Here is a 20,195-nt window from a genome sequence, read left to right as displayed (position 1 = left end):
GTCACCGGGCTAATGTCACCGCACATGGAGCCCGTGCTCGTGCAGAACCGGGTGCTGACGGTGCCCAACGTGCTGAGCGTCGTCCGACTCGCTCTCATCCCGGTTTTCGTCTACCTGATGCTGGTCACCCACACGCACAGCTGGGCAGTGGCGATCCTGATGTTCAGCGGCGTCTCGGACTGGGCGGACGGCAAGATCGCCCGCCTGCTCAACCAGCAGTCGCGGCTGGGCATGCTGTTGGATCCGGCCGTCGACCGGCTCTACATGGTGACGGTGCCGATCGTGTTCGCGATCAGCGGCATCGCCCCGTGGTGGTTCGTGCTGACGCTGCTGGGCCGGGACGCGGCGCTGGCTGGGACGCTGCCGCTGCTGTGGAGCCGGGGCCTGTCGGCGCTGCCGGTCTCCTACGTGGGGAAGGCAGCGACGTTCGCGCTGATGTCCGGTTTCCCCCTGGTCCTGCTGGGACAGTGGGACGCGCTGTGGAGCCGCGTCGTGCTCGCCTGCGGCTGGGCGTTCCTGGCCTGGGGCCTCTACATGTACCTGTGGGCGTTCGTGCTCTACATCGTGCAGATGGTCCTGGTGATGCGCCGAATGCCGAAGGTCAAGCATGGCTGAACCCGATCGGCTGCTCGGCGGCTACGACCCCAACGCCGGCTACAGCACTCACGACGCGGCTCGCCCGCAACGCATCCCGGTGCCCTCGCTGCTGCGCGCGCTGCTGTCCGAACATCTGGACCCCGGATACGCGGCGGCCGCCGCTGAACGGCAGCGCCGCGGCGAACCCGAGAGCCGCCGGGGGCGCGCCTTCGGGTGGCTCTGGCAGGCGCTGGCCGCGACCCTGGTGGCAGCGGTGTTCGCGGCTGCGGTCGCGCAGGCCCGCTCGGTCGCTCCCGGAGTGCGCTCAGCGCAACAACTCCTGGCCACCAACGTCCGTCTGACGCAGGCCACGGCCACCCGGTTGGCCAAACAGCGCAGCACCTTGGCGGCCAAGGTCGACCAGGTGCAGCGCCTCGCTCTGGCCGACGACGCGGAGGGCCAACGGCTGCTGAATAACCTGGACGCATTGAGCCTGGCCGCGGCCAGCACGCCGGTGGTCGGCCCCGGCCTGACCGTCACCGTGACCGACCCCGGTGCCGGCCCCAACCTTTCCGATGCGTCCAAGCAGCGGGTCAGCGGCAGTCAGCAGATCATCCTCGACCGCGACCTGCAACTCGTCGTGAATTCGCTGTGGGCCAGTGGCGCGGAGGCCATTTCGGTCGACGGCGCCAGGATCGGGCCCAACGTGACCATCCGGCAGGCGGGAGGCGCGATCCTGGTCGACAACAATCCGACCACCAGTCCGTACACCATCCGGGCGATCGGGCCGCCCAAGGCGATGCGAGACACCTTCGATCGCAGCCCCGGGTTGCGGCGGCTTAGGCTGCTGGAAGCCTCCTACGGAGTGGGCGTCAACGTGGACCTCGGCGACAGTCTGGCTCTGCCCGCCGGAGCGATCCGGGACATCAAGTTCGCCAAAGAGATTGGGCCGAAGTGATCGGTATTGCCGCGCTTGTCATCGGCATCGTGCTGGGATTGGTATTCCATCCCAGCGTGCCCGAGGTCATCCAGCCGTATCTGCCGATCGCGGTGGTTGCCGCGCTGGACGCGGTCTTCGGCGGGCTGCGCGCCTACCTGGAACGCATTTTCGACCCCAAGGTCTTCGTCGTCTCGTTCGTGTTCAACGTGCTGGTCGCCGCACTTATCGTCTACGTCGGCGACCAGCTCGGCGTGGGCACCCAACTGTCGACGGCGATCATCGTGGTACTCGGAATCCGGATCTTCGGCAATGCCGCGGCGCTGCGCCGCAGGCTCTTCGGGGCGTGACGGTATGTCCGAAATAGAGCCCGGACCCGACGAGAAGCCCGCGCACCGCGGGCGCCACGAACTCCCGGCCGACCGCCCGCGCCGAACCGGCTTGCGGGCCACGCTGACCGCCGGTAGGTCCCGCTGGGTGTTCGGAAGCCTGGCGGTGCTGCTGTGCCTGGTCCTCGGCGTCGCGATTGTCACGCAGGTCCGCCAAAACGAGTCCGGCGACTCACTGGAAACCGCCCGTCCCGCAGACCTGTTGGTGCTGCTGGATTCGCTGCGCCAGCGCGAGGCGGCGCTGAGCACCGAGGTGGCCGATCTGCAGAACACCCTCAACGCGTTGCAGGCCTCGGGAAACACCGACCAGGCCGCGATCGAAAGCGCGCAGGCCAGGTTGGCGGCGTTGTCCATCCTCGCCGGCGCCGTAGGCGCGACCGGCCCGGGGGTCACGGTCAAGATCGAAGATCCCGGGCCCGGGGTGGCGCCGGAAGTGATGCTCGACGTGATCAACGAGTTGCGGGCGGCGGGCGCCGAAGCGATCGAGATCAACGACACCCGGCAGTCGGTGCGGGTCGGCGTCGACACCTGGGTCACCGGATCGGCGGGTGCCCTCACCATCGACACCAAGGCGCTCTCCCCGCCGTATTCTCTTCTGGCGATTGGTGATCCGCCCACCCTGGCCGCCGCCATGAACATCCCGGGCGGGGCCGAGGACAGCGTCAAGCGAGTGGGCGGACGGATGTCCGTGCAGCAGGCCGACCGCGTCGAAGTGACCACCTTGCGGCAACCAAAACCGCACCAATACGCTCAGCCCGGCAAGTGAACCAACCCGACCAGAACAGGATCACCGTGACCGATATCCCATCCGATCTGCACTACACCACCGAGCACGAGTGGGTTCGCCGCAGCGCAGAAGACACCATTCGGGTAGGGATCACCGATTTCGCTCAATCGGCGCTGGGTGACGTGGTCTTCGTTCAGCTGCCCGACGTGGGCGCTGAGCTCACGGCCGGCGATTCGTTCGGCGAGGTGGAATCGACGAAATCGGTCTCAGACCTTTATGCCCCGGTCTCGGGCAAGGTGTCGGCGGTCAACGGCGAGCTGGAAGGCACTCCGCAGCTGTTGAACTCCGACCCCTACGGCGACGGCTGGTTGCTGGAACTCCAGGTCGACGGCACCGGTGTCGCCGAGCTCGATGCCGCGATCGCGGGGCTGCTCGACGCTGAGGCGTACCGCGGCACACTCACCGAATGAGGATTGCTAAGGTCCCGAAAGCGTTGCGTGGCAGGATGCGGGACCGGTCGGGGGATTCGGTACAGATCTAGGAGAAGCCGGGATGTCGGGCTTAGGATCCTGCAGGGGTCGGCACACCGCCGACCCGTGCGCGGTACGGTCAAGACATCGATTTTTTCAAGCAGTGAACAGCAGCGCAGTACAGGCGACAGATCCGAGTGGGCGGCCGGCCGAACGGCCCGGTCAGACAACGCCACAGCGGCCAGTGAGGAGCAGCGGGTGACGGGAATGGATAACGACCAGGGTGACGAAGTCACGGTGGAGACGACCTCGGTCTTCCGCGCCGACTTCCTCAACGAACTGGACGCGCCCGCTCAGTCGGGTACCGAGAGTTCGGTGTCCGGGGTGGAGGGACTCCCGGCCGGCTCGGCGTTGCTGGTCGTCAAACGCGGACCCAACGCCGGATCCCGCTTCCTGCTGGACCAGGCCATCACCTCCGCCGGCCGGCACCCCGACAGCGACATCTTCCTCGACGACGTGACGGTGAGCCGCCGGCACGCCGAATTCCGTTTGGAAGGCGGCGAGTTCAACGTCGTGGACGTGGGCAGCCTGAACGGCACCTACGTCAATCGCGAGCCGGTGGATTCGGCCGTGCTGGCCAACGGCGACGAGGTCCAGATCGGGAAGTTCCGCCTGGTGTTCCTGACCGGCCCCAAGGGTGACGACGACGGGGGATCCGGGGGCCAGTGACCGCACCCGATAGCCCTGCGCTCGCCGGGATGTCGATCGGAGCGGTCCTGGACTTGCTGCGACCGGACTTTCCCGACGTCACAATCTCCAAGATTCGTTTCCTGGAGGCCGAAGGGCTGGTGACGCCGCAACGCGCGGCGTCGGGTTATCGGAGGTTCACCGCGTACGACTGTGCGCGACTGCGCTTCATCCTCACCGCCCAGCGTGACCACTACCTGCCGCTGAAGGTGATCAGGGCGCAATTGGACGCTCTGCCGGACGGGGAGTTGCCCGCCATCGGATCTCCCTACGGGGTACCGCGATTGGTGTCGGTGGCTGACGGCGTCGAGGCGGGTGCCGACCCCGGCGGTGTGGCACCGACCCGCGTCCGGCTCAGTCGCGAAGACCTGCTCGAGCGCTCGGGAGTGGATGACGGGCTGCTGACGGCCCTGCTCAAGGCGGGAGTGATCACCACCGGGCCGGGCGGTTTCTTCGACGAACACGCCGTGGTGATTCTTCAATGTGCGCGGGCGCTGGCCGATTACGGCGTCGAGCCCAGGCACCTGCGGGCGTTTCGTTCGGCCGCCGATCGGCAGTCGGATCTGATCGCCCAGATCGCCGGGCCGCTGGTCAAGGCCGACAAGGCCGGCGCGCGTGATCGTGCCGACGACTTGGCCCGAGAGGTCGCGGCGCTCGCAATCACGTTGCACACCTCACTGATCAAGTCCGCCGTCCGCGACGTACTGCACCGCTGAGGACTAGACTTCCTTCGACAGCTGGTATTCGGCGAGTTGAGTCAAAAGCAGCGCGTGCGGAGGGCAGACACAGATGGGTGAAGTTCGTGTTGTCGGCATTCGCGTCGAGCAGCCCCAGAACCAGCCGGTGCTGCTGCTGCGCGAGGCAAATGGTGATCGCTACCTGCCGATCTGGATCGGCCAGTCGGAGGCCGCGGCCATCGCGCTAGAGCAACAGGGGGTGGAGCCACCCCGCCCGCTGACCCATGACCTGATCAGGGATCTCATTGCCGCACTTGGGCATTCGCTCAAGGAGGTGCGCATCGTCGATCTGCAGGAAGGCACCTTCTACGCCGACCTGATCTTCGACCGCGACATCAAGGTGTCGGCTCGGCCGTCGGATTCGGTGGCGATCGCGCTGCGCGTCGGTGTGCCGATCTACGTCGAGGAGGCAGTACTGGCCCAGGCCGGTCTGCTGATTCCCGACGAGGGCGACGAGGAGTCCGGCAGCGCCGTCCGCGAGGACGAGGTGGAGAAGTTCAAGGAGTTTCTCGACAGCGTCTCCCCGGACGACTTCAAGGCGACCTGACCGGCATGCGCCCGTGCACGCCGGGTACCCGCCGGACATCACGGATGCGTCTCATATCACACAACGGATTGTCGACACGCCTGGCAGATGTCGGCGACTGATCCCGGTGCCAGCCATACTTTGTTGACGAGTTGATGATCGACCACCGCACAGCAGCCACTGAAGCGCGTATGCTCTCTAACACTCGAACCTGAGATAACGTGGCTGTTGGGGCAGCCAGTGCCGCAGCTAGTGTCAACAGCGCGATCGGCGAGAGGACGCACCGTGAGCGAGCAGCCACGTCAAGGACAGCTGGATCTTGCTGAGCACCCGGCCACCGCGCCGAAAGCCAACAGCAGCGCCGCCGAACCCGTACAGCCCGGTCTGTTCCCCGACGATTCGGTGCCGGACGAACTGGTGGGCTACCGCGGCCCGAGCGCGTGTCAGATCGCCGGGATCACCTACCGCCAGCTGGACTACTGGGCCCGTACCTCGTTGGTGGTGCCGTCGATCCGCAGCGCGGCCGGATCGGGCAGCCAGCGCCTCTATTCGTTCAAAGACATCCTGGTCCTCAAGATCGTCAAGCGGCTGCTGGACACCGGGATTTCGCTGCACAACATCCGGGTCGCGGTCGACCACCTGCGCCAGCGGGGTGTCCAGGACCTGGCCAACATCACCCTGTTCTCCGACGGCACCAGCGTGTACGAGTGCACCTCGGCCGAAGAGGTCGTCGACCTGCTGCAGGGCGGTCAGGGCGTGTTCGGCATCGCCGTTTCGGGAGCGATGCGCGAGCTGACCGGTGTCATCGCCGACTTCCCGGGTGAACGGGCCGACGGCGGCGAATCGATCGCCGCGCCGGAGGACGAGCTGGCCTCCCGCCGCAAGCACCGCGACCGCAAGATCGGCTAGCCGATCCGCGGCGTAAACTAGTAGCCGCATCGTTCTCGCGCGGGAGAGTTCTGTGGCCGCCAGCCACAGACGCCGAAGGAGCAATACCTCTCCGTCAACCTCTCAGGCACCCGGACCGCCCGAGATGACGATGCCTCTGGAAAGCGGCTTGACCGGGCACCGGTCATCAATAACAGCCCGCCGATGGGGAAAGGCGCCGAGCGCGCCGAATCTCTCAGGCGCCCACCGTACGGGTGAAGACAGAGGGAGGGGGCCCGTGTTCAGTGGTGCCCTACGTCAGGAGATTCACCTCGTGTCTGGAAAATCGACGCCCGACCCTTCCACGTTCGCAGACCGGCACATCGGTTTGGACGGCTCCGCCGTCGCGACCATCCTGGACGTCATCGGCGTCGGCTCCCTGGACGAACTGGCCGCCAAAGCCGTGCCCAGCGGCATCCTCGACAAGCTGACCGGCGCCGGTCTCGCCCCGGGCCTGGACGCGCTACCGCCGGCCGCCACCGAGGCCGAGGCGCTGGCCGAGCTGCGGGCGCTGGCAGACAGCAACACGGTCGCGGTGTCGATGATCGGGCAGGGTTACTACGACACGCTCACGCCGCCGGTGCTGCTGCGCAACATCATGGAGAATCCGGCCTGGTACACCGCCTACACGCCGTATCAGCCCGAGATCAGCCAGGGCCGCCTGGAAGCACTGCTGAATTTCCAGACCATGGTTACCGACCTCACCGGCCTTGAGATCGCCAACGCCTCGATGCTTGACGAGGGCACCGCGGCCGCCGAGGCCATGACGCTGATGCACCGCGCCTGCCGGGGCCCGGCGAACCGGCTTGCGGTCGACGTCGACGTGTTCGCGCAGACCGCCGCCATCCTGGCCACCCGGGCCAAGCCGCTGGGTATTGAGATCGTCACCGCCGACCTGCGTGACGGCCTGCCCGACGGAGACTTCTTCGGGGTCATCGCCCAACTCCCGGGCGCCAGCGGCCGGATCACCGACTGGCGCGCGCTGGTGGGCCAGGCGCACGACCGCGGGGCGCTGGTGGCTGTCGGGGCCGACCTGCTGGCCCTGACGTTGCTGACACCGCCCGGTGAGCTCGGCGCCGACGTCGCGTTCGGCACTACCCAACGGTTCGGTGTGCCAATGGGATTCGGCGGCCCGCACGCCGGATATCTGGCGGTGCACACCAAGCACGCCCGGCAGTTGCCGGGCCGGCTGGTGGGGGTGTCGAAAGACGCCGACGGCAGTGATGCATACCGCCTGGCGCTGCAAACCCGCGAACAACACATCCGCCGGGACAAGGCGACCAGCAACATCTGCACCGCGCAGGTGCTGCTGGCGGTGATGGCCGCGATGTACGCCAGCTATCACGGTCCGGAGGGGCTGAGGGCCATCGCGCACCGGGTGCATGCGCAGGCCGAGACCATCGCCGCGGCCCTGGGCGAGGCACTGGTGCACGACACCTTCTTCGACACTGTGCTCGCGCGCGTGCCGGGCCGCGCCGACGAGGTGGTGGCCGCGGCCAAGTCCGGCGGCATCAACCTGTGGCGCGTCGACGCCGACCACGTGTCGGTGGCGTGCGACGAAGCAACCACCGACGCCCACGTCGCGGCGGTGCTGGACGCGTTCGGGGTATCGACCGCCGAGCCGGTGCGATCCGAAATCGCAACGCGCACATCGGATTTCCTGACTCATCCGGCGTTCCACCGGTACCGCACGGAGACGTCGATGATGCGTTACCTGCGCACCCTGGCGGACAAGGACATTGCCCTGGACCGCAGCATGATCCCGCTCGGGTCGTGCACCATGAAGCTCAATGCGGCCGCGGAGATGGAGGCGATCACCTGGCCGGAGTTCGGGCGCCAGCACCCGTTCGCGCCGGCCTCCGACACCCCGGGCCTGCGCCGACTGATCGCCGACCTGGAGAACTGGCTGGTCGCCATCACCGGTTACGACGCCGTCTCGCTGCAACCCAACGCGGGTTCGCAGGGCGAGTATGCGGGGCTGCTGGCGATCCACGACTACCACGCCAGCCGTGGTGAACCGCACCGCGACATCTGCCTGATCCCCTCCAGCGCACACGGCACCAATGCGGCCTCGGCCGCGCTGGCCGGCATGCGGGTGGTGGTAGTGGGCTGCCACGAGAACGGCGACGTCGACCTCGACGACCTGCGCGTCAAGGTCAACGAGCACGCTGACCGGCTTTCGGCACTGATGATCACCTATCCGTCCACGCATGGTGTCTACGAACACGACATCGCCGACATCTGCGCCGCCGTGCACGACGCCGGCGGCCAGGTCTACGTGGACGGCGCCAATCTGAACGCACTGGTGGGCCTGGCCCGGCCGGGCAAATTCGGCGGCGACGTCAGCCACCTGAACCTGCACAAGACGTTCTGCATCCCGCACGGGGGCGGCGGCCCCGGTGTCGGCCCGGTAGCCGTGCGGTCGCACCTGGCGGAGTTCCTACCCGGCCACCCGCACGCCTCCGAACTGCCGCAGGGACACCCGGTGTCGGCCGCGCCCTACGGGTCCGCGTCGATTCTGCCGATCAGCTGGGCCTACATCAGGATGATGGGCGGCGACGGTTTGCGGGCAGCTTCGCTGACGGCGATCGCGTCGGCCAACTACATCGCGCGGCGCCTCGACGAGTACTTCCCGGTGCTCTACACCGGTGAGAACGGCATGGTGGCCCACGAGTGCATCCTGGATCTGCGCGGCATCACCAAGGCAACCGGCGTCACGGTCGACGATGTCGCGAAGCGGTTGGCGGACTATGGTTTTCACGCACCCACCATGAGCTTCCCGGTGGCCGGCACGCTGATGGTGGAGCCCACCGAGAGCGAGAGCCTGGCCGAGGTGGACGCGTTCTGCGAGGCGATGATCGGCATCCGCGGCGAGATCGACCGCGTCGGGTCCGGACAGTGGCCGGTGGACGACAACCCGCTGCGCGGCGCGCCGCACACGGCCGAGTGCCTGGTGGCAGCCGAGTGGAACCACCCGTACACGCGGGAGGAAGCCGCGTATCCGCTGGGCAAGACGTGGCGGCCGAAGGTGTGGCCGCCGGTGCGGCGCATCGACGGCGCCTATGGCGACCGCAACCTGGTCTGCTCGTGCCCGCCGGTCGAGGCGTTCGCCTAACTGAAGCGGTCGAGGATCGCCGCGGCGATCTCGTCGGGCGCGTCCTCTTGGATGAAGTGTTTCGCGCTAGGCAGCTCGACCAGCACATGATCGGGGAACGCCGCACGCATGTGCGGCAATGACGGGCCCGGCCGGAACGCGAAATCCTTCATGCCCCAGACAAAGAGGGCGGGTTTGCTTCCGAGCTTGGCCGGCACTTCCCGGCTGAGTCGTTCCAGCAGGGGACGGGCGGCCAGGATCTGTTTCGGCATCTCGGCGACGCCCTTGCGCGCTTCGGCGTTTGGCTGCACCGCCCGGTAGTGCTCCAAGACCGCCGGGCTGAGCCGGCGCGCCGTCCCGGCCGGAATCAGTTGTTCCACAAAGAAGTTGCGTTTCAAGATCGCGTACTGCATGGGCGGACTGGACATGACCCGGCTGAAGATCTTGGTGGTCAGCACGTCCGTCGGCCAGAACCAGGTGTTGCCCAACACGACTCCGCGGACCCGGTCGGCGCGCTCGACCGCCACGGCCATGCCGACCGGACCACCCCAGTCCTGTCCCATCGTCACGAATCCGTCCAGACCCAGGTGGTCCACGAATTCGCCGACGATGCGTGCGTGTTCGTCGATCTTGTACCCGAAGCCCGCCGGTCGCTCGGACAGGCCGAAGCCGAGGTAATCCGGTGCGATGCAACGGAACCGGTCCCGTAGCGCGACGATGATGTCGCGGTAGAGAAAGCTCCAGGTCGGGTTGCCGTGGCAGAACAGGATGGGCGGCCCGTCGCCCTCGTCGATGTAGTGGACCCGGCCCCGTGAGCTGTCGAACCAGCGCGACTCGAACGGGTACAGCGAGGGGTCTGGGATGAAATCGATGGTGATGTCGTGCTCCTTCGAGTGGTCCTGTATCTGCGGCGATTACGGCAGCAAAATCCTCAATCCCAACAACCCTGACACCAAGCTGCTGCCCAAGTTGAACAAGCCCGAGTTGCCGCCGGCCCAGTCCTCAACACCTATCGGCAATCCGGTGTTTCCGAAGCCTGAGATCACACCGACGGTCTTGTTGTTCGTGCCCGTGGCGGTGTTGAAGAAGCCGGACATATATCCGCGGTCACCGGTTGGGTCCGCCCCGGTGGCCGTATTGAAGAAGCCGGAGGAAGGCGTGCCGCTGTTTCCGAACCCCGAACTGACCAGGCCGGAATCGGTGGTGAAACCAAATCCGTTGTTCGTGTCACCCGCATTCCAGAACCCGGTGTTGGCGCTACCCGAATTACCCCCTCCGGTGTTGACCAATCCGGTGTTGTTCCACCCGGTGTTTGCACCGCCCGCATTGCCGAAACCGGTGTTGAAAATACCTCCGTTGCCGACACCGGTGTTTACTGCGCCGGAGTTCCCGAAGCCGAAGTTTACCGAGCCGGAATTCCCGACACCGATGTTGTTGACATGGCCCGGATTAACGGCGTTGATGCCCGAATTGAAGATGCCGATGTTGCCGTCACCGGAGTTGAAGAACCCGATGTTATTGTGGCCCGAGTTACCGAATCCGAAGTTTCCGCTGCCAGAGTTCAGCAGGCCCGCAAGGTTGATGCCCACCTGGTGATCCCCGGTGAGCCCTATGCCGATGTTGTCGGTGCCGGTGTTCCCGAAGCCGATATTGCCGTGGCCATTGTTGCCCCCGCCGATATTCCTGGTGCCGGTGTTGCCGCCACCGTAATTACCGCTTCCGTTATTTCCGACACCGACATTATTATTGCCGGCGTTCCCTAAGCCGAAATTGCTGTTTCCGATGTTGCCAGCGCCGATGTTTCCGTTGCTCTTGAAAGTGTCCGTGGGACCGTCGGGGTTGATAGAGCCGTTTCCAAATCCGAAGTTGCTACTGCCGATATTTCCGCCGCCCACATTCGAGTTGCCGACATTCCCACTACCCACGTTGCCGCTGCCGGTGTTGCCGTTGCCGAGGTTGGCATTGCCCAGGTTGCCGATCCCCAGGTTGGGCAGGGTAAGGAGCAAGTCCTGCAAACTCTGCGCCGGGGCCAACTGTGCCGCCGCTATCGAGGCCTCACCGTGATATCCGAACATGGCGGACACATCGCGGGCCCACATCTGCTCGTAATCACTTTCCAGCGCGGCGATCGCCGGCGCATTGAGACCAAACCAATTCGATACCACGGCACGTACCAGTGAATTGCGGTTGAGTTCCACCATCAGCGGATGCACTATCGCCGCCCTGGCTGTCTCGAAGGCCGATGCAACAGCTCGGGCCTGACCGGCCGCGCCCGCGGCTTCGGCAGCTGCGGCGCCGAGCCACTGCGAATACGGGGCCGCCGCACCCATCATCGCGGCAGCCGCCGGACCCTGCCAGGCCTGACCAGCGAGCCCCGCCGTCACCGATCCGAACGACGACGCCGCCGAACTCAACTCCGAAGCCAATCCTTCCCAGGCCGCTGCCGCTTCCAACATCGGACCCGAACCGGCACCCGAGAACATCAGCCGAGAATTGATTTCTGGGGGGAACACCGAGAAATTCACGATCCGAACCTCCTCGCGAGTGGCCGGCACCCCAACGACGCACCAGGAAAGCCGAACCGAATCAACTAGCTCCGCGCAGACATGCTAGGACTGTGATCGCCGCCACACCAGCTTTTCGAAATCGAGGTGCCGTAGTTGAGCGGAATTTGACGGACCGGTGCAATTCTAGTGCGGCCTCAGCTCAGGAAATTGTTGACCGCGGTGGCCAAATCGGGCCCGGCAGACGTCGGCAGGTTCTGGTAACTACCGCCGCTCAACCGGGCGACCGCTTCCCAGGTGGCCCGGTCCGGATCCCCGCCGAAGTCGATCACGTTGACCGCGACAGGCCTGGCCGGGTCGGCGCTGTTCTTGATGAAGTCCTGTAGCCCCGGACCGTCCAGACTTTGATCTGTGTGCGGCCCGGCGGTGATCACCAGGATCGAATTCTCTTGGCCGGCACGGTAATTGGCCAGCATCTCCTGATAGATCAGGCGCAGCGTGGTGAACGACACCGCCCCGCCCCCGGAGGAATACTGCTTGTCCAGCGCCGCCGACAACGCCGCCGAGCGGGGCTGCCCGTTGACCTGGTCGGCCAACGGCCCGGCCGGAACCTCGGCCCGACCCTCGTGGCCGTCGAACGTCCACAGGCCGATGACCGACGTGGGTGGCAACCCCTTGATGCGACCGTCCAGCGCCGCGATCACGTTGGCCAGCCGGGTCTTGCCGCCGCCGTCGTCGTTGGGCAACGACTGGTCGAGCATGATCGTGGCGGCTACCCCGGCCGACGGGGTGGCCATGGTGTCGGCCAGGGTGGCACGCATGGCGTCGTCTCCAACCGACAGAGTGGAGGACAACGCCGCAAAATTGGTCACCGGGCTGCTCGGCGGATTGACGCCGTTGACCCGGAATCCGGCCTTCGCCAGCTTCGCGAGTTGCTCAGGAGTGTGCATGTAGCGGGCGAAGGCGCTGGCGGCGGTGGTCTGTTCCTGCTTCAGCCACGAGCCACTGAGCAAGACGGTCGGATAATCGGCCACCGGGACCGCGCCGGGCGGGGTCCACGACGCCAGCTTGCTCTTGGCATCCGAGATCGACTGGCCGCGCGCGAACAGCTGCTGTTCAGTGGTCACGACGGCATGCACCGGCGCCGCGGCCACCTCCTCTGCCTTGGTGCCCGGATTGAGCAGCGCGTTCATAGCCTCGTTGAGGGAGTCGTCGGGGAGTTTGGGCTGCGCGCTCACCAGCGTGCGAACCGCGGCGCTGCCGGATGTCGGGGGAGCGCCGGCAGGCGCCGACGCCGCGGCGATGGCCTCACCGGCCAAAAACGTGGCGTCGCCGTTGCCGGCGACCGGCAGGGCCAGCCGCAAGGATCCCCAGTTGCCCATCGAGGTCGGGTTCGATTGCAGGCCCGGCAGTGCCGCCCAGTTCTGCTTGGACAGGGCCTGGCTGAATTCCGGCCGGATGGCCAGCAGCACCGGCGAGGTCACCAGAGACCGGCTGTCACTGATGATCTTCTGGCCCGCGGCACCGGACAACCGGGCCGCGGAGATCGAACTCCCGGGAACCCACAGACCCGGCTGGGCGCCCAGCTCGGCCGGCCACTTGCCGATGAAGCCACTGATCACGGCGTCGGAGTTGGCCGGCTTGACGGTCACCTCCACACAGCGGTCGCCGATGGGGCCCGCCTGCTTGTTGTAGCCGTCGGCGAGTTGCTTGACCTGGTCGGCGATGGACGGGTCAGCGAGGACGGCGACGGCATCCTTGCCTCCCACACAGTTCGCGGCGGCCGTGTGCGAGCGGTGCGACAGCGCGTCACCGAAGAACTGCCACAGGATCACCCCGGCGACCACGACGACGACGGTGACCAGCGCGACGATCACCCCGATGCTGACGCCGCGCCGGCCACCGACGCTGCGGTGGCCGCCCTGCCAGTCGCGAAGCCCGCGATGACTGGCCCGAAACGGCGGCGGCGGGGGAGTCTCCGCCGCCGGCTCTCCGACCGGCGACTCGACGCCGGCCGCAGGCTCGGGCGCGGACGGGCGGTAACCGAAGTCGGGGTAGTCATCGGCGGCGGCGGGTTGCTGGTAGTCGTCGCCGCCGTATTGCGGTTCATCGACAGGCTCGTCGAACGGCTCGGGTTCGCGCTCGGGCAGGGAATCCCCGGGGTCGGGCTTGCTGTGCCTACCCATGCCGGTGTCTGCGTCCTCTCCCTTGAATCATGTGCAGGTCGCCGCCCGTCAGGGGCAGCTCAGCCACGCGCGCGTGCTTTGAACTCCCGGCGGCGGCGGTGCAGGATCGGCTCGGTGTAGCCGTTGGGCTGCTGACCACCGGACAGGATCAGCTCCTGAGCAGCCAGGAAGGCGATGCTGTCGTCGAAGTTGGGCGCCATCGGCCGGTAGGACCGGTCGCCCTCGTTCTGCTTGTCCACCAGCGGCGCCATCCGTTCCAGGCTGGCCCGGACATCCTCGCTGGTGATGACGCCGTGACGCAGCCAGTTGGCCAGTAGCTGGCTGGAGATGCGCAACGTCGCGCGGTCCTCCATCAGCGCGACGTTGTGGATGTCGGGCACCTTCGAACAACCGACGCCCTGCTCCACCCAGCGCACCACATAACCGAGGATGGACTGACAGTTGTTATCGACCTCCTCGCGAATCTCCTCCGGCGCCCAGGCCAGTTCCTTGGCCAGCGGGATCGTCAGCAATTCGTCGAGGGTGGTCCGCTTCTTGCCCGCGAGCTCGTCCTGGACGGCGGACACGTCGACCTGGTGGTAGTGCATCGCGTGCAGGGTCGCGGCCGTCGGCGACGGCACCCACGCCGTCGTGGCGCCGGCCTTGGGCTGGCCGATCTTCTGCTCGACCATGTCGGCCATCAACTCCGTCATCGCCCACATGCCCTTGCCGATCTGGGCCTTGCCCTTGAACCCGGCGGCAAGTCCGGTGTCGACGTTGGCGTCCTCGTAGGCCTTGATCCAGGTGCTGTTCTTCATCGCGCCCTTGCGGATCATCGGGCCGGCTTCCATCGAGGTGTGAATCTCGTCGCCGGTGCGGTCGAGGAACCCGGTGTTGATGAACACCACCCGGTCGGCCGCCGCCTTGATGCAAGCCTTGAGGTTGACGGTGGTGCGGCGCTCCTCGTCCATGATGCCGACCTTGAGGGTGGCCTGGGGCAGCCCGAGCACGTCCTCGACGCGGCTGAACAGCTCGCAGGTGAACGCAACTTCTTCGGGTCCGTGCATCTTCGGCTTCACGATGTACACCGAACCGGTGCGGCTGTTGCGCAGCGGACCGTTGTCGTCGCCCGCGCGCAGCCCGTGAATGGCGATCAGCCCGGTGAACAACGCGTCCTGAATGCCCTCGGGCACCTCATGTCCATCTGCATCCACAATGGCGTCGTTGGTCATCAGGTGACCGACATTGCGCACGAACAGCAGGCTGCGACCGGGCAGCGTCAGCTGGCCGCCGTCCGGGGTGGCGTAGGTGCGGTCGGGGTTGAGCACGCGGGTGAAGGTCTTACCGTCCTTACTCACCTCTTCGGACAGGTCGCCCCGGTTCAGGCCTAGCCAGTTGCGGTAGCCGAGCACCTTGTCGTCGGCATCGACGGCGGTCACCGAGTCCTCGAAGTCCATGATCGTGGTGATCGCGGACTCCAGGATGACGTCCTTGATGCCGGCCGCGTCGGTCTGGCCGATCGGCGACTGCGGGTCGATCAGGATTTCGATGTGCAGACCGTTGTTGACCAGCAGCACCGACCAGCCGGGGGAGCCCAGCTCGCCGGAGTAGCCGACGAACTTGCCCGGGTCGGCCAGGCCGGTCGACTCGGATCCGAGCGCAACCTGCAACTGGCCGCCGTCGATGCTCAAGCCGGTGGCGTCCACCCAGGAGCCCGACGCCAGCGGAACGGCGCCGTCGAGGAACTTGCGGGCGTAGGCGATGACCTTGTCGCCGCGCACCTTGTTGTAGCCCGAGCCCTTCTCGGCGCCGTCGTCTTCGGAGATGACGTCGGTGCCGTACAGCGCGTCATACAGCGAGCCCCACCGGGCGTTGGCGGCATTGAGCGCGAACCGCGCGTTAAGCACCGGCACCACCAGCTGCGGGCCCGCGGTGGTGGTGATCTCGTCGTCGACACCGGAGGTGGTGATGGTGAAGTCGTCAGGTTCGGGCTGCAGGTAGCCGATCTCGGTGAGGAACTCCCGGTAGGCCTCCTGGTCAACCGGTGCGATCACCCGTTGTTTGTGCCACTTGTCGATCTGGGCCTGCAGCTCGTCGCGAGTCGCCAGTAGTTCCTGGTTGCGCGGGGTGAGGTCGGTGACGACCTTGTCGACGCCCGCCCAGAAGCTGTCCGGGTCGATACCGGTGCCGGGCAGCGCCTCGTTGTTCACGAAGTCATAGAGCACGCGAGCCACGCGCAGGTTGCCTTCGGTCACCCGATCAGTCATCGTTCTCCTCCGTAATGGCCTTACCGGCCCCTCACCAGCCTCGCCGAACCATCGCCAGAGCCGCCGACTAGCTACCGTCAGACTACCGATGGGTAGCTCGACGAGCCTAGCCCGGCCGACCCTCAGTGCCAGGTCACGGCGCGCTGACAGCTTCGCCCGCAGCAATGCGGCGGGCCCGGTGAATCGCTTTCTGGCAACGCGGACACATGGGATTTCGTTCCCGTCAGCACTTGTCTGGTACCCGCGGCCGCTCAGATCATACGGGCTTGCCGATCACTCCCGCGGCACACGGTCGCGCATACTTCCGACCAGGTCCTCCACCAGATCCTCCAGCGCCACCAGTGCCACCACCTCGCCGTCATCGGCTGTCACCAGCGCCAGATGGCTGTTGCTGCGGCGCATCCGCGACAACGCGTCCGGCAACCGCAGCGCCTGCGGAATCGTCGGCAGCGGACGCACCAGCGCCCGCCCGATCACCGTGTGCGGATTGTCACCGAGGGCGAGCACATCCTTGATGTGCAGATAGCCGATGTAGTTACCGTCGCGGTCCACCACCGGGAACCGGGAGTACCCGGTCTGCGCCAGGGCCTGCTCGACCGCACCGATGGTCGGCCCGGCCCCGGCCGAGGCCACCGATACCGCGTGAACCTTCGCCAGCGGGACCGCGACGTCCCCGACCACCCGGGTCCGCACCCGCAACGCGCGGGTCAGCCGGACGTGCTCCTCCTGGTCGAGCAAGCCCTCCGACAGCGATTCGGCGATCAGTTCCGACAGCTCCGCGGTGGACACCGTGATGTCGAGTTCGTCCTTGGGTTGCACCCCGACCAGGCGCAATATCCCGTTCGCGCACTTGTTGTAGAAGACGATGACCGGGCGCGCAGCGCGCACATAGGGGAGATAGGCCGGCACCAGCAGCATCGCGGTGCGTTCCGGCCCGGCCAGGGCGATGTTCTTGGGCACCATCTCGCCGAGCAGCACATGCAGCGTCACCACCAGGGCCAACGCGATGATGAACGCCAACGTGTGCAGGACCGCGGTGTGCATGCCGGTCAGCTCGAACGACGATTCCAACAGCGACGCCACGGCCGGTTCGGCGATCCGGCCCAGCAGCAGTGATGCCACCGTGACGCCCAGTTGGGCGCCGGCCAGCATCGCCGGCAGCTGTTCGCCGGCACGGATGACCGTGACCGCGCTGGCCCGGCCCTGCTCGGCGAGTGCTTCCAGGCGGTCGCGGCGGGCCGAGATCATGGCGAATTCCGCGCCGACGAAGAAGGCGTTCAGCGCGATCAGCAGCGTCGCCAGGACGATCGCCACGATGGGGTTCATCGTTCGCTCCGGTCCAGTCGGGGCAGTTCCTTGAGCTCGAGCAGGTCCAGCCGGCGCCCGTCCAGCCGCACAACCTTGGCCTGCCAGCGCATCGTCTCATCGGGCAGACCATCGCGGTTCAGGGCGGGCAGCTCGACCGTCTCCCCGGCCACCGGGATGTGACCGAGCTCGCGCAGCACCAGGCCGCCGATCGTCTCGTAGGGCCCTTCCGGCGCCCGGTAACCGATCGCCGTCTGCACCTCGTCAATGCGCAGCAGACCCGACACCCGCCAGCCGCTGCCGTAGGCCACCACATCCGGCGTGGCGTCGTCGTGCTCGTCGCGGACGTCGCCGACGATCTCCTCGATCAGGTCCTCGACGGTGACCATGCCGGCGGTACCGCCGTATTCGTCCACCACCATGGCGGTCTGCAGAGAGTTGTTGCGGATCTGCGCCATCACGGCGTCGCCGTCGAGCGTGGAGGGCACCACGGCGACCGGTTTGACCACCGTGCGCAGCAGGGTGTGCGCCCGCTGCGCCGCCGGCACCTGGAAGGCCTGCTTGACGTGCACGATGCCGACGGTCTCGTCCAGATCGCCCTGCACGACCGGGAAACGCGAGAACCCGGTGGCAGCGACCGCGGCCACCAGATCCACCACGGTGTCGTCGGTCTGCAGGGCGACGATCTTGGACCGCGGGGTCATCAGCTCCTCCGCGGTTCGGGTGCCGAACTGCAGTGAGCGGTGCATCAGCGACGCGGTCACGTCGTCCAGCGAACCGCGGCGGGCCGAGGTGCGCACCAGCGAGACCAGCTCCTGGGGCGTGCGTGCGGACCGCAGTTCCTCGGCCGGTTCGATGCCGAGGCGCCGCACGATCCAGTTCGCCGCCCCGTTGGTCATCCGGATCGCGGGTGTGAACAGCACCGAGAACAGCCACTGCGGCAACACCACGGCACGGGCCGTCGGCAGCGGCCGGGCGACACCCAGGTATTTGGGCACCAGCTCCCCGAACACCATCGACACCGACGTCACGACGATCAGCGCCAGCACGGTGGTGATGGTGTCGGCCACCTTGTCGGAGACACCTAGTGAGTCCAGCCACGGGTGGGGCAGCGCCGCCACCAATGGCTCAGTCAGATAACCGGTCGCCAGGGTGGTGATCGAGATACCCAGCTGGGCACCCGAGAGCTGGAACGAGAGCCTGCGGTGCGCCCGGCGGATCAACCGGTCCCGGCCGCTCCCGTCGCGCGCATTGGCTTCCACCGTGCTGCGGTCCAGGGCGGTCAGGGAGAACTCGGCCGCGACGAAGAGCCCCGTGCCGAAGGTCAGCGCCAGAATGGCCACCACGCTGAGCACGGTGCCGGAGTGGTTCATCGGCCAGTCACCAGCCGGTGGGCAACGGATGCCCTTCGGCGAAGCCGGCTGCGGACTGCACACCAACCACCGCCCGCTCGTACAGCTCTTCCAGGTTCGCCGCGCCCACGTAGGTACAGGTGCTGCGGACGCCGGAGGTGATGTGGTCGATCAGGTCCTCGACGCCGCCGCGATCGGGGTCCAGCCCCATCCGCGACGTCGAGATGCCCTCCTCGAACAGGGCCTTGCGGGCCCGGTCGAACTGGCTCTCCGCGCCCGAGCGGGCGACCACCGCCCGCTTGGACGCCATGCCGTAGCTCTCTTTGTACGGCTGGCCGTCGCGGTCGCGCATCAGGTCGCCGGGGGACTCGTAGGTGCCGGCGAACCACGACCCGATCATCACGTTCGACGCACCGGCGGCCAGCGCCAGAGCCACGTCGCGCGGGTGCCGAATCCCGCCGTCCGCCCACACATGGGCGCCCAATTCCCTTGCAGCAGCGGCACATTCGACGACTGCGGAGAACTGCGGGCGGCCTACGCCGGTCATCATCCGAGTGGTGCACATCGCGCCGGGCCCGACGCCGACCTTGACGATGCCGGCGCCGGCCTCGATCAGATCCCGGGTGCCCTGCGCGGACACCACGTTTCCGGCCACCAGCGGCACGCCCAGGTCCAGCGAGGCGACCATCCTGATCGCCTCCAGCGTCTTGACCTGGTGCCCGTGTGCGGTGTCGATGACCAGCACGTCGACGCCCGCCTCGGCCAGCTCCCGCGCCTTGGAGGCAACCTCGCCGTTGATGCCGACCGCCGCGCCGACCCGCAACCGGCCCGCGTTGTCCAGGGCGGGGTGGTAGATCCCGGTGCGGACGGCGGCGGTGCGGGTCAGCACTCCGGCCAGGGTGCCGTCGGGGTGGGTCAGCACCGCCACGTCGATCGGCGCGTGTTCGAGCAGGTCGAAGACCTTGCGCGGCTCGGTGCCCGCCGGTGCCGAGACGAAATCCGTGACGGCGATGTCGCGTACCCGGCTGAACCGGTCCACGCCGACACAGGCCGCTTCCCGGACCAGCCCGATGGGGCGGCCCTCGAAGACCACCACCGCGACGCCGTGCGCGCGCTTGTGAATCAGCGCAATCGCGTCCGACACCGCATCGTCGGGCGCCAGCGTCACCGGGGTGTCGAGCACCAGGTCGCGGCTCTTGACGAACTCCACCGTCTGCCTGACGGCCGGGATAGGGAGGTCCTGCGGGACGATCACGATTCCCCCGCGACGGGCCACCGTCTCGGCCATCCGCTTACCCGCCACCGCGGTCATGTTGGCGACGACGACCGGAATGGTGGTGCCGGAGCCGTCGACGGTGGACAGGTCGACGTCGAACCGCGACGCGACATCGGACCGGTTGGGCACGATGAAAACGTCGTTGTAGGTCAGGTCGAACCCGGGGCGGTGCCCGTCCAGGAACTTCATCGTCTCT

17 protein-coding genes and 2 riboswitches are annotated in these 20,195 nt (G+C 67.1%); of the genes, 10 read left to right on the top strand and 7 right to left on the bottom strand.

Annotation, left to right across the window (positions count from 1 at the left end; translation table 11 throughout):
* The first annotated feature begins 24 nt into the window (after positions 1-24).
* The 10 genes from AWC08_RS33890 (at position 25) to gcvP (ending at position 9,151) form a co-directional block, all read left to right on the top strand.
* Positions 25-615, top strand: coding sequence for a CDP-alcohol phosphatidyltransferase family protein (locus tag AWC08_RS33890; RefSeq protein WP_065133200.1), 591 nt, complete (start codon positions 25-27; stop codon positions 613-615).
* The gene (locus AWC08_RS33885) at positions 608-1,534 is read left to right on the top strand and encodes a DUF881 domain-containing protein (protein WP_065133199.1); all 927 of its coding nucleotides are present in this window, start codon (positions 608-610) and stop codon (positions 1,532-1,534) included. The genes AWC08_RS33890 and AWC08_RS33885 overlap by 8 nt, the downstream gene beginning before the upstream one ends.
* Positions 1,531-1,863: a small basic family protein gene (locus AWC08_RS33880; protein ID WP_055579108.1), complete on the top strand. Its 333-nt coding sequence runs from the start codon at positions 1,531-1,533 to the stop codon at positions 1,861-1,863. The genes AWC08_RS33885 and AWC08_RS33880 overlap by 4 nt, the downstream gene beginning before the upstream one ends.
* Before the next feature lie 4 nt (positions 1,864-1,867).
* Positions 1,868-2,668, top strand: coding sequence for a DUF881 domain-containing protein (locus tag AWC08_RS33875; protein ID WP_065133198.1), 801 nt, complete (start codon positions 1,868-1,870; stop codon positions 2,666-2,668).
* Positions 2,669-2,694: 26 nt separating this feature from the next.
* Positions 2,695-3,099, top strand: coding sequence for a glycine cleavage system protein GcvH (gcvH, locus tag AWC08_RS33870; RefSeq protein WP_065133206.1), 405 nt, complete (start codon positions 2,695-2,697; stop codon positions 3,097-3,099).
* Positions 3,100-3,366: 267 nt separating this feature from the next.
* The gene (gene garA, locus AWC08_RS33865) at positions 3,367-3,828 is read left to right on the top strand and encodes a glycogen accumulation regulator GarA (protein ID WP_142283970.1); all 462 of its coding nucleotides are present in this window, start codon (positions 3,367-3,369) and stop codon (positions 3,826-3,828) included.
* Positions 3,825-4,562 (top strand): transcriptional regulator FtsR, encoded by a 738-nt coding sequence (ftsR, locus tag AWC08_RS33860; protein ID WP_065133197.1) that lies wholly within the window; start codon positions 3,825-3,827, stop codon positions 4,560-4,562. Before garA ends, ftsR begins: the two co-directional genes overlap by 4 nt.
* A gap of 73 nt (positions 4,563-4,635) precedes the next feature.
* The gene (locus AWC08_RS33855) at positions 4,636-5,130 is read left to right on the top strand and encodes a bifunctional nuclease family protein (RefSeq protein WP_065133196.1); all 495 of its coding nucleotides are present in this window, start codon (positions 4,636-4,638) and stop codon (positions 5,128-5,130) included.
* Positions 5,131-5,394: 264 nt separating this feature from the next.
* Positions 5,395-6,018: a MerR family transcriptional regulator gene (locus AWC08_RS33850; protein WP_065133195.1), complete on the top strand. Its 624-nt coding sequence runs from the start codon at positions 5,395-5,397 to the stop codon at positions 6,016-6,018.
* 30 nt (positions 6,019-6,048) lie between these two features.
* A riboswitch (glycine riboswitch) is annotated at positions 6,049-6,146 on the top strand.
* A riboswitch (glycine riboswitch) is annotated at positions 6,147-6,271 on the top strand.
* 39 nt (positions 6,272-6,310) lie between these two features.
* Complete coding sequence (gene gcvP / locus AWC08_RS33845) at positions 6,311-9,151, top strand: aminomethyl-transferring glycine dehydrogenase (RefSeq protein WP_065133194.1); 2,841 nt, start codon at positions 6,311-6,313, stop codon at positions 9,149-9,151.
* On the opposite strand, the gene AWC08_RS33840 is transcribed toward gcvP, so the two are convergent.
* From AWC08_RS33840 to AWC08_RS33810, 7 genes are all read right to left on the bottom strand, one after another.
* On the bottom strand, positions 9,148-10,008 hold the full coding sequence (locus AWC08_RS33840; RefSeq protein WP_065133193.1) for a haloalkane dehalogenase: 861 nt from the start codon (positions 10,006-10,008) through the stop codon (positions 9,148-9,150). The genes gcvP and AWC08_RS33840 overlap by 4 nt on opposite strands.
* A 36-nt stretch (positions 10,009-10,044) precedes the next feature.
* The gene (locus tag AWC08_RS33835) at positions 10,045-11,658 is read right to left on the bottom strand and encodes a PPE family protein (protein WP_065133204.1); all 1,614 of its coding nucleotides are present in this window, start codon (positions 11,656-11,658) and stop codon (positions 10,045-10,047) included.
* A 173-nt stretch (positions 11,659-11,831) separates the two neighbouring features.
* Positions 11,832-13,820 carry a substrate-binding domain-containing protein gene (locus AWC08_RS33830; RefSeq protein WP_069435363.1) on the bottom strand — a complete coding sequence of 663 codons (1,989 nt, stop codon included), beginning with the start codon at positions 13,818-13,820 and terminating at the stop codon, positions 11,832-11,834.
* A 59-nt stretch (positions 13,821-13,879) separates the two neighbouring features.
* Positions 13,880-16,066, bottom strand: coding sequence for a malate synthase G (locus AWC08_RS33825; protein ID WP_065133191.1), 2,187 nt, complete (start codon positions 16,064-16,066; stop codon positions 13,880-13,882).
* Positions 16,067-16,339: 273 nt separating this feature from the next.
* The gene (locus tag AWC08_RS33820) at positions 16,340-17,392 is read right to left on the bottom strand and encodes a hemolysin family protein (protein ID WP_069435362.1); all 1,053 of its coding nucleotides are present in this window, start codon (positions 17,390-17,392) and stop codon (positions 16,340-16,342) included.
* Complete coding sequence (locus AWC08_RS33815; RefSeq protein WP_065133189.1) at positions 17,389-18,744, bottom strand: hemolysin family protein; 1,356 nt, start codon at positions 18,742-18,744, stop codon at positions 17,389-17,391. Before AWC08_RS33815 ends, AWC08_RS33820 begins: the two co-directional genes overlap by 4 nt.
* A 7-nt stretch (positions 18,745-18,751) precedes the next feature.
* Entirely contained in the window at positions 18,752-20,188 is a 1,437-nt protein-coding gene (locus tag AWC08_RS33810; protein WP_065133188.1) for a GuaB1 family IMP dehydrogenase-related protein, read from the bottom strand.
* Positions 20,189-20,195 lie beyond the last annotated feature (7 nt).

Origin of the sequence: Mycobacterium gordonae (assembly GCF_002101675.1) — a bacterium.
Classification (GTDB): domain Bacteria; phylum Actinomycetota; class Actinomycetes; order Mycobacteriales; family Mycobacteriaceae; genus Mycobacterium; species Mycobacterium gordonae.
Note: the sequence above shows the minus strand (reverse complement) of the source record. Positions and strands in the feature narration are given on the sequence as shown.

What these genes read in the sequence shown, in the direction of transcription:
- AWC08_RS33890 (WP_065133200.1), top strand. Translation starts at nt 25, where the DNA reads ATGGAGCCCGTGCTCGTGCAGAACCGGGTGCTGACGGTGCCCAACGTG.
- AWC08_RS33885 (WP_065133199.1), top strand. Translation starts at nt 608, where the DNA reads ATGGCTGAACCCGATCGGCTGCTCGGCGGCTACGACCCCAACGCCGGC.
- AWC08_RS33875 (WP_065133198.1), top strand. Translation starts at nt 1,868, where the DNA reads ATGTCCGAAATAGAGCCCGGACCCGACGAGAAGCCCGCGCACCGCGGG.
- garA (WP_142283970.1), top strand. Translation starts at nt 3,367, where the DNA reads ATGGATAACGACCAGGGTGACGAAGTCACGGTGGAGACGACCTCGGTC.
- AWC08_RS33855 (WP_065133196.1), top strand. Translation starts at nt 4,636, where the DNA reads ATGGGTGAAGTTCGTGTTGTCGGCATTCGCGTCGAGCAGCCCCAGAAC.
- AWC08_RS33830 (WP_069435363.1), bottom strand. Translation starts at nt 13,820, where the DNA reads ATGGGTAGGCACAGCAAGCCCGACCCCGGGGATTCCCTGCCCGAGCGC.
- AWC08_RS33825 (WP_065133191.1), bottom strand. Translation starts at nt 16,066, where the DNA reads ATGACTGATCGGGTGACCGAAGGCAACCTGCGCGTGGCTCGCGTGCTC.
- AWC08_RS33820 (WP_069435362.1), bottom strand. Translation starts at nt 17,392, where the DNA reads ATGAACCCCATCGTGGCGATCGTCCTGGCGACGCTGCTGATCGCGCTG.
- AWC08_RS33815 (WP_065133189.1), bottom strand. Translation starts at nt 18,744, where the DNA reads ATGAACCACTCCGGCACCGTGCTCAGCGTGGTGGCCATTCTGGCGCTG.
- AWC08_RS33810 (WP_065133188.1), bottom strand. Translation starts at nt 20,188, where the DNA reads ATGAAGTTCCTGGACGGGCACCGCCCCGGGTTCGACCTGACCTACAAC.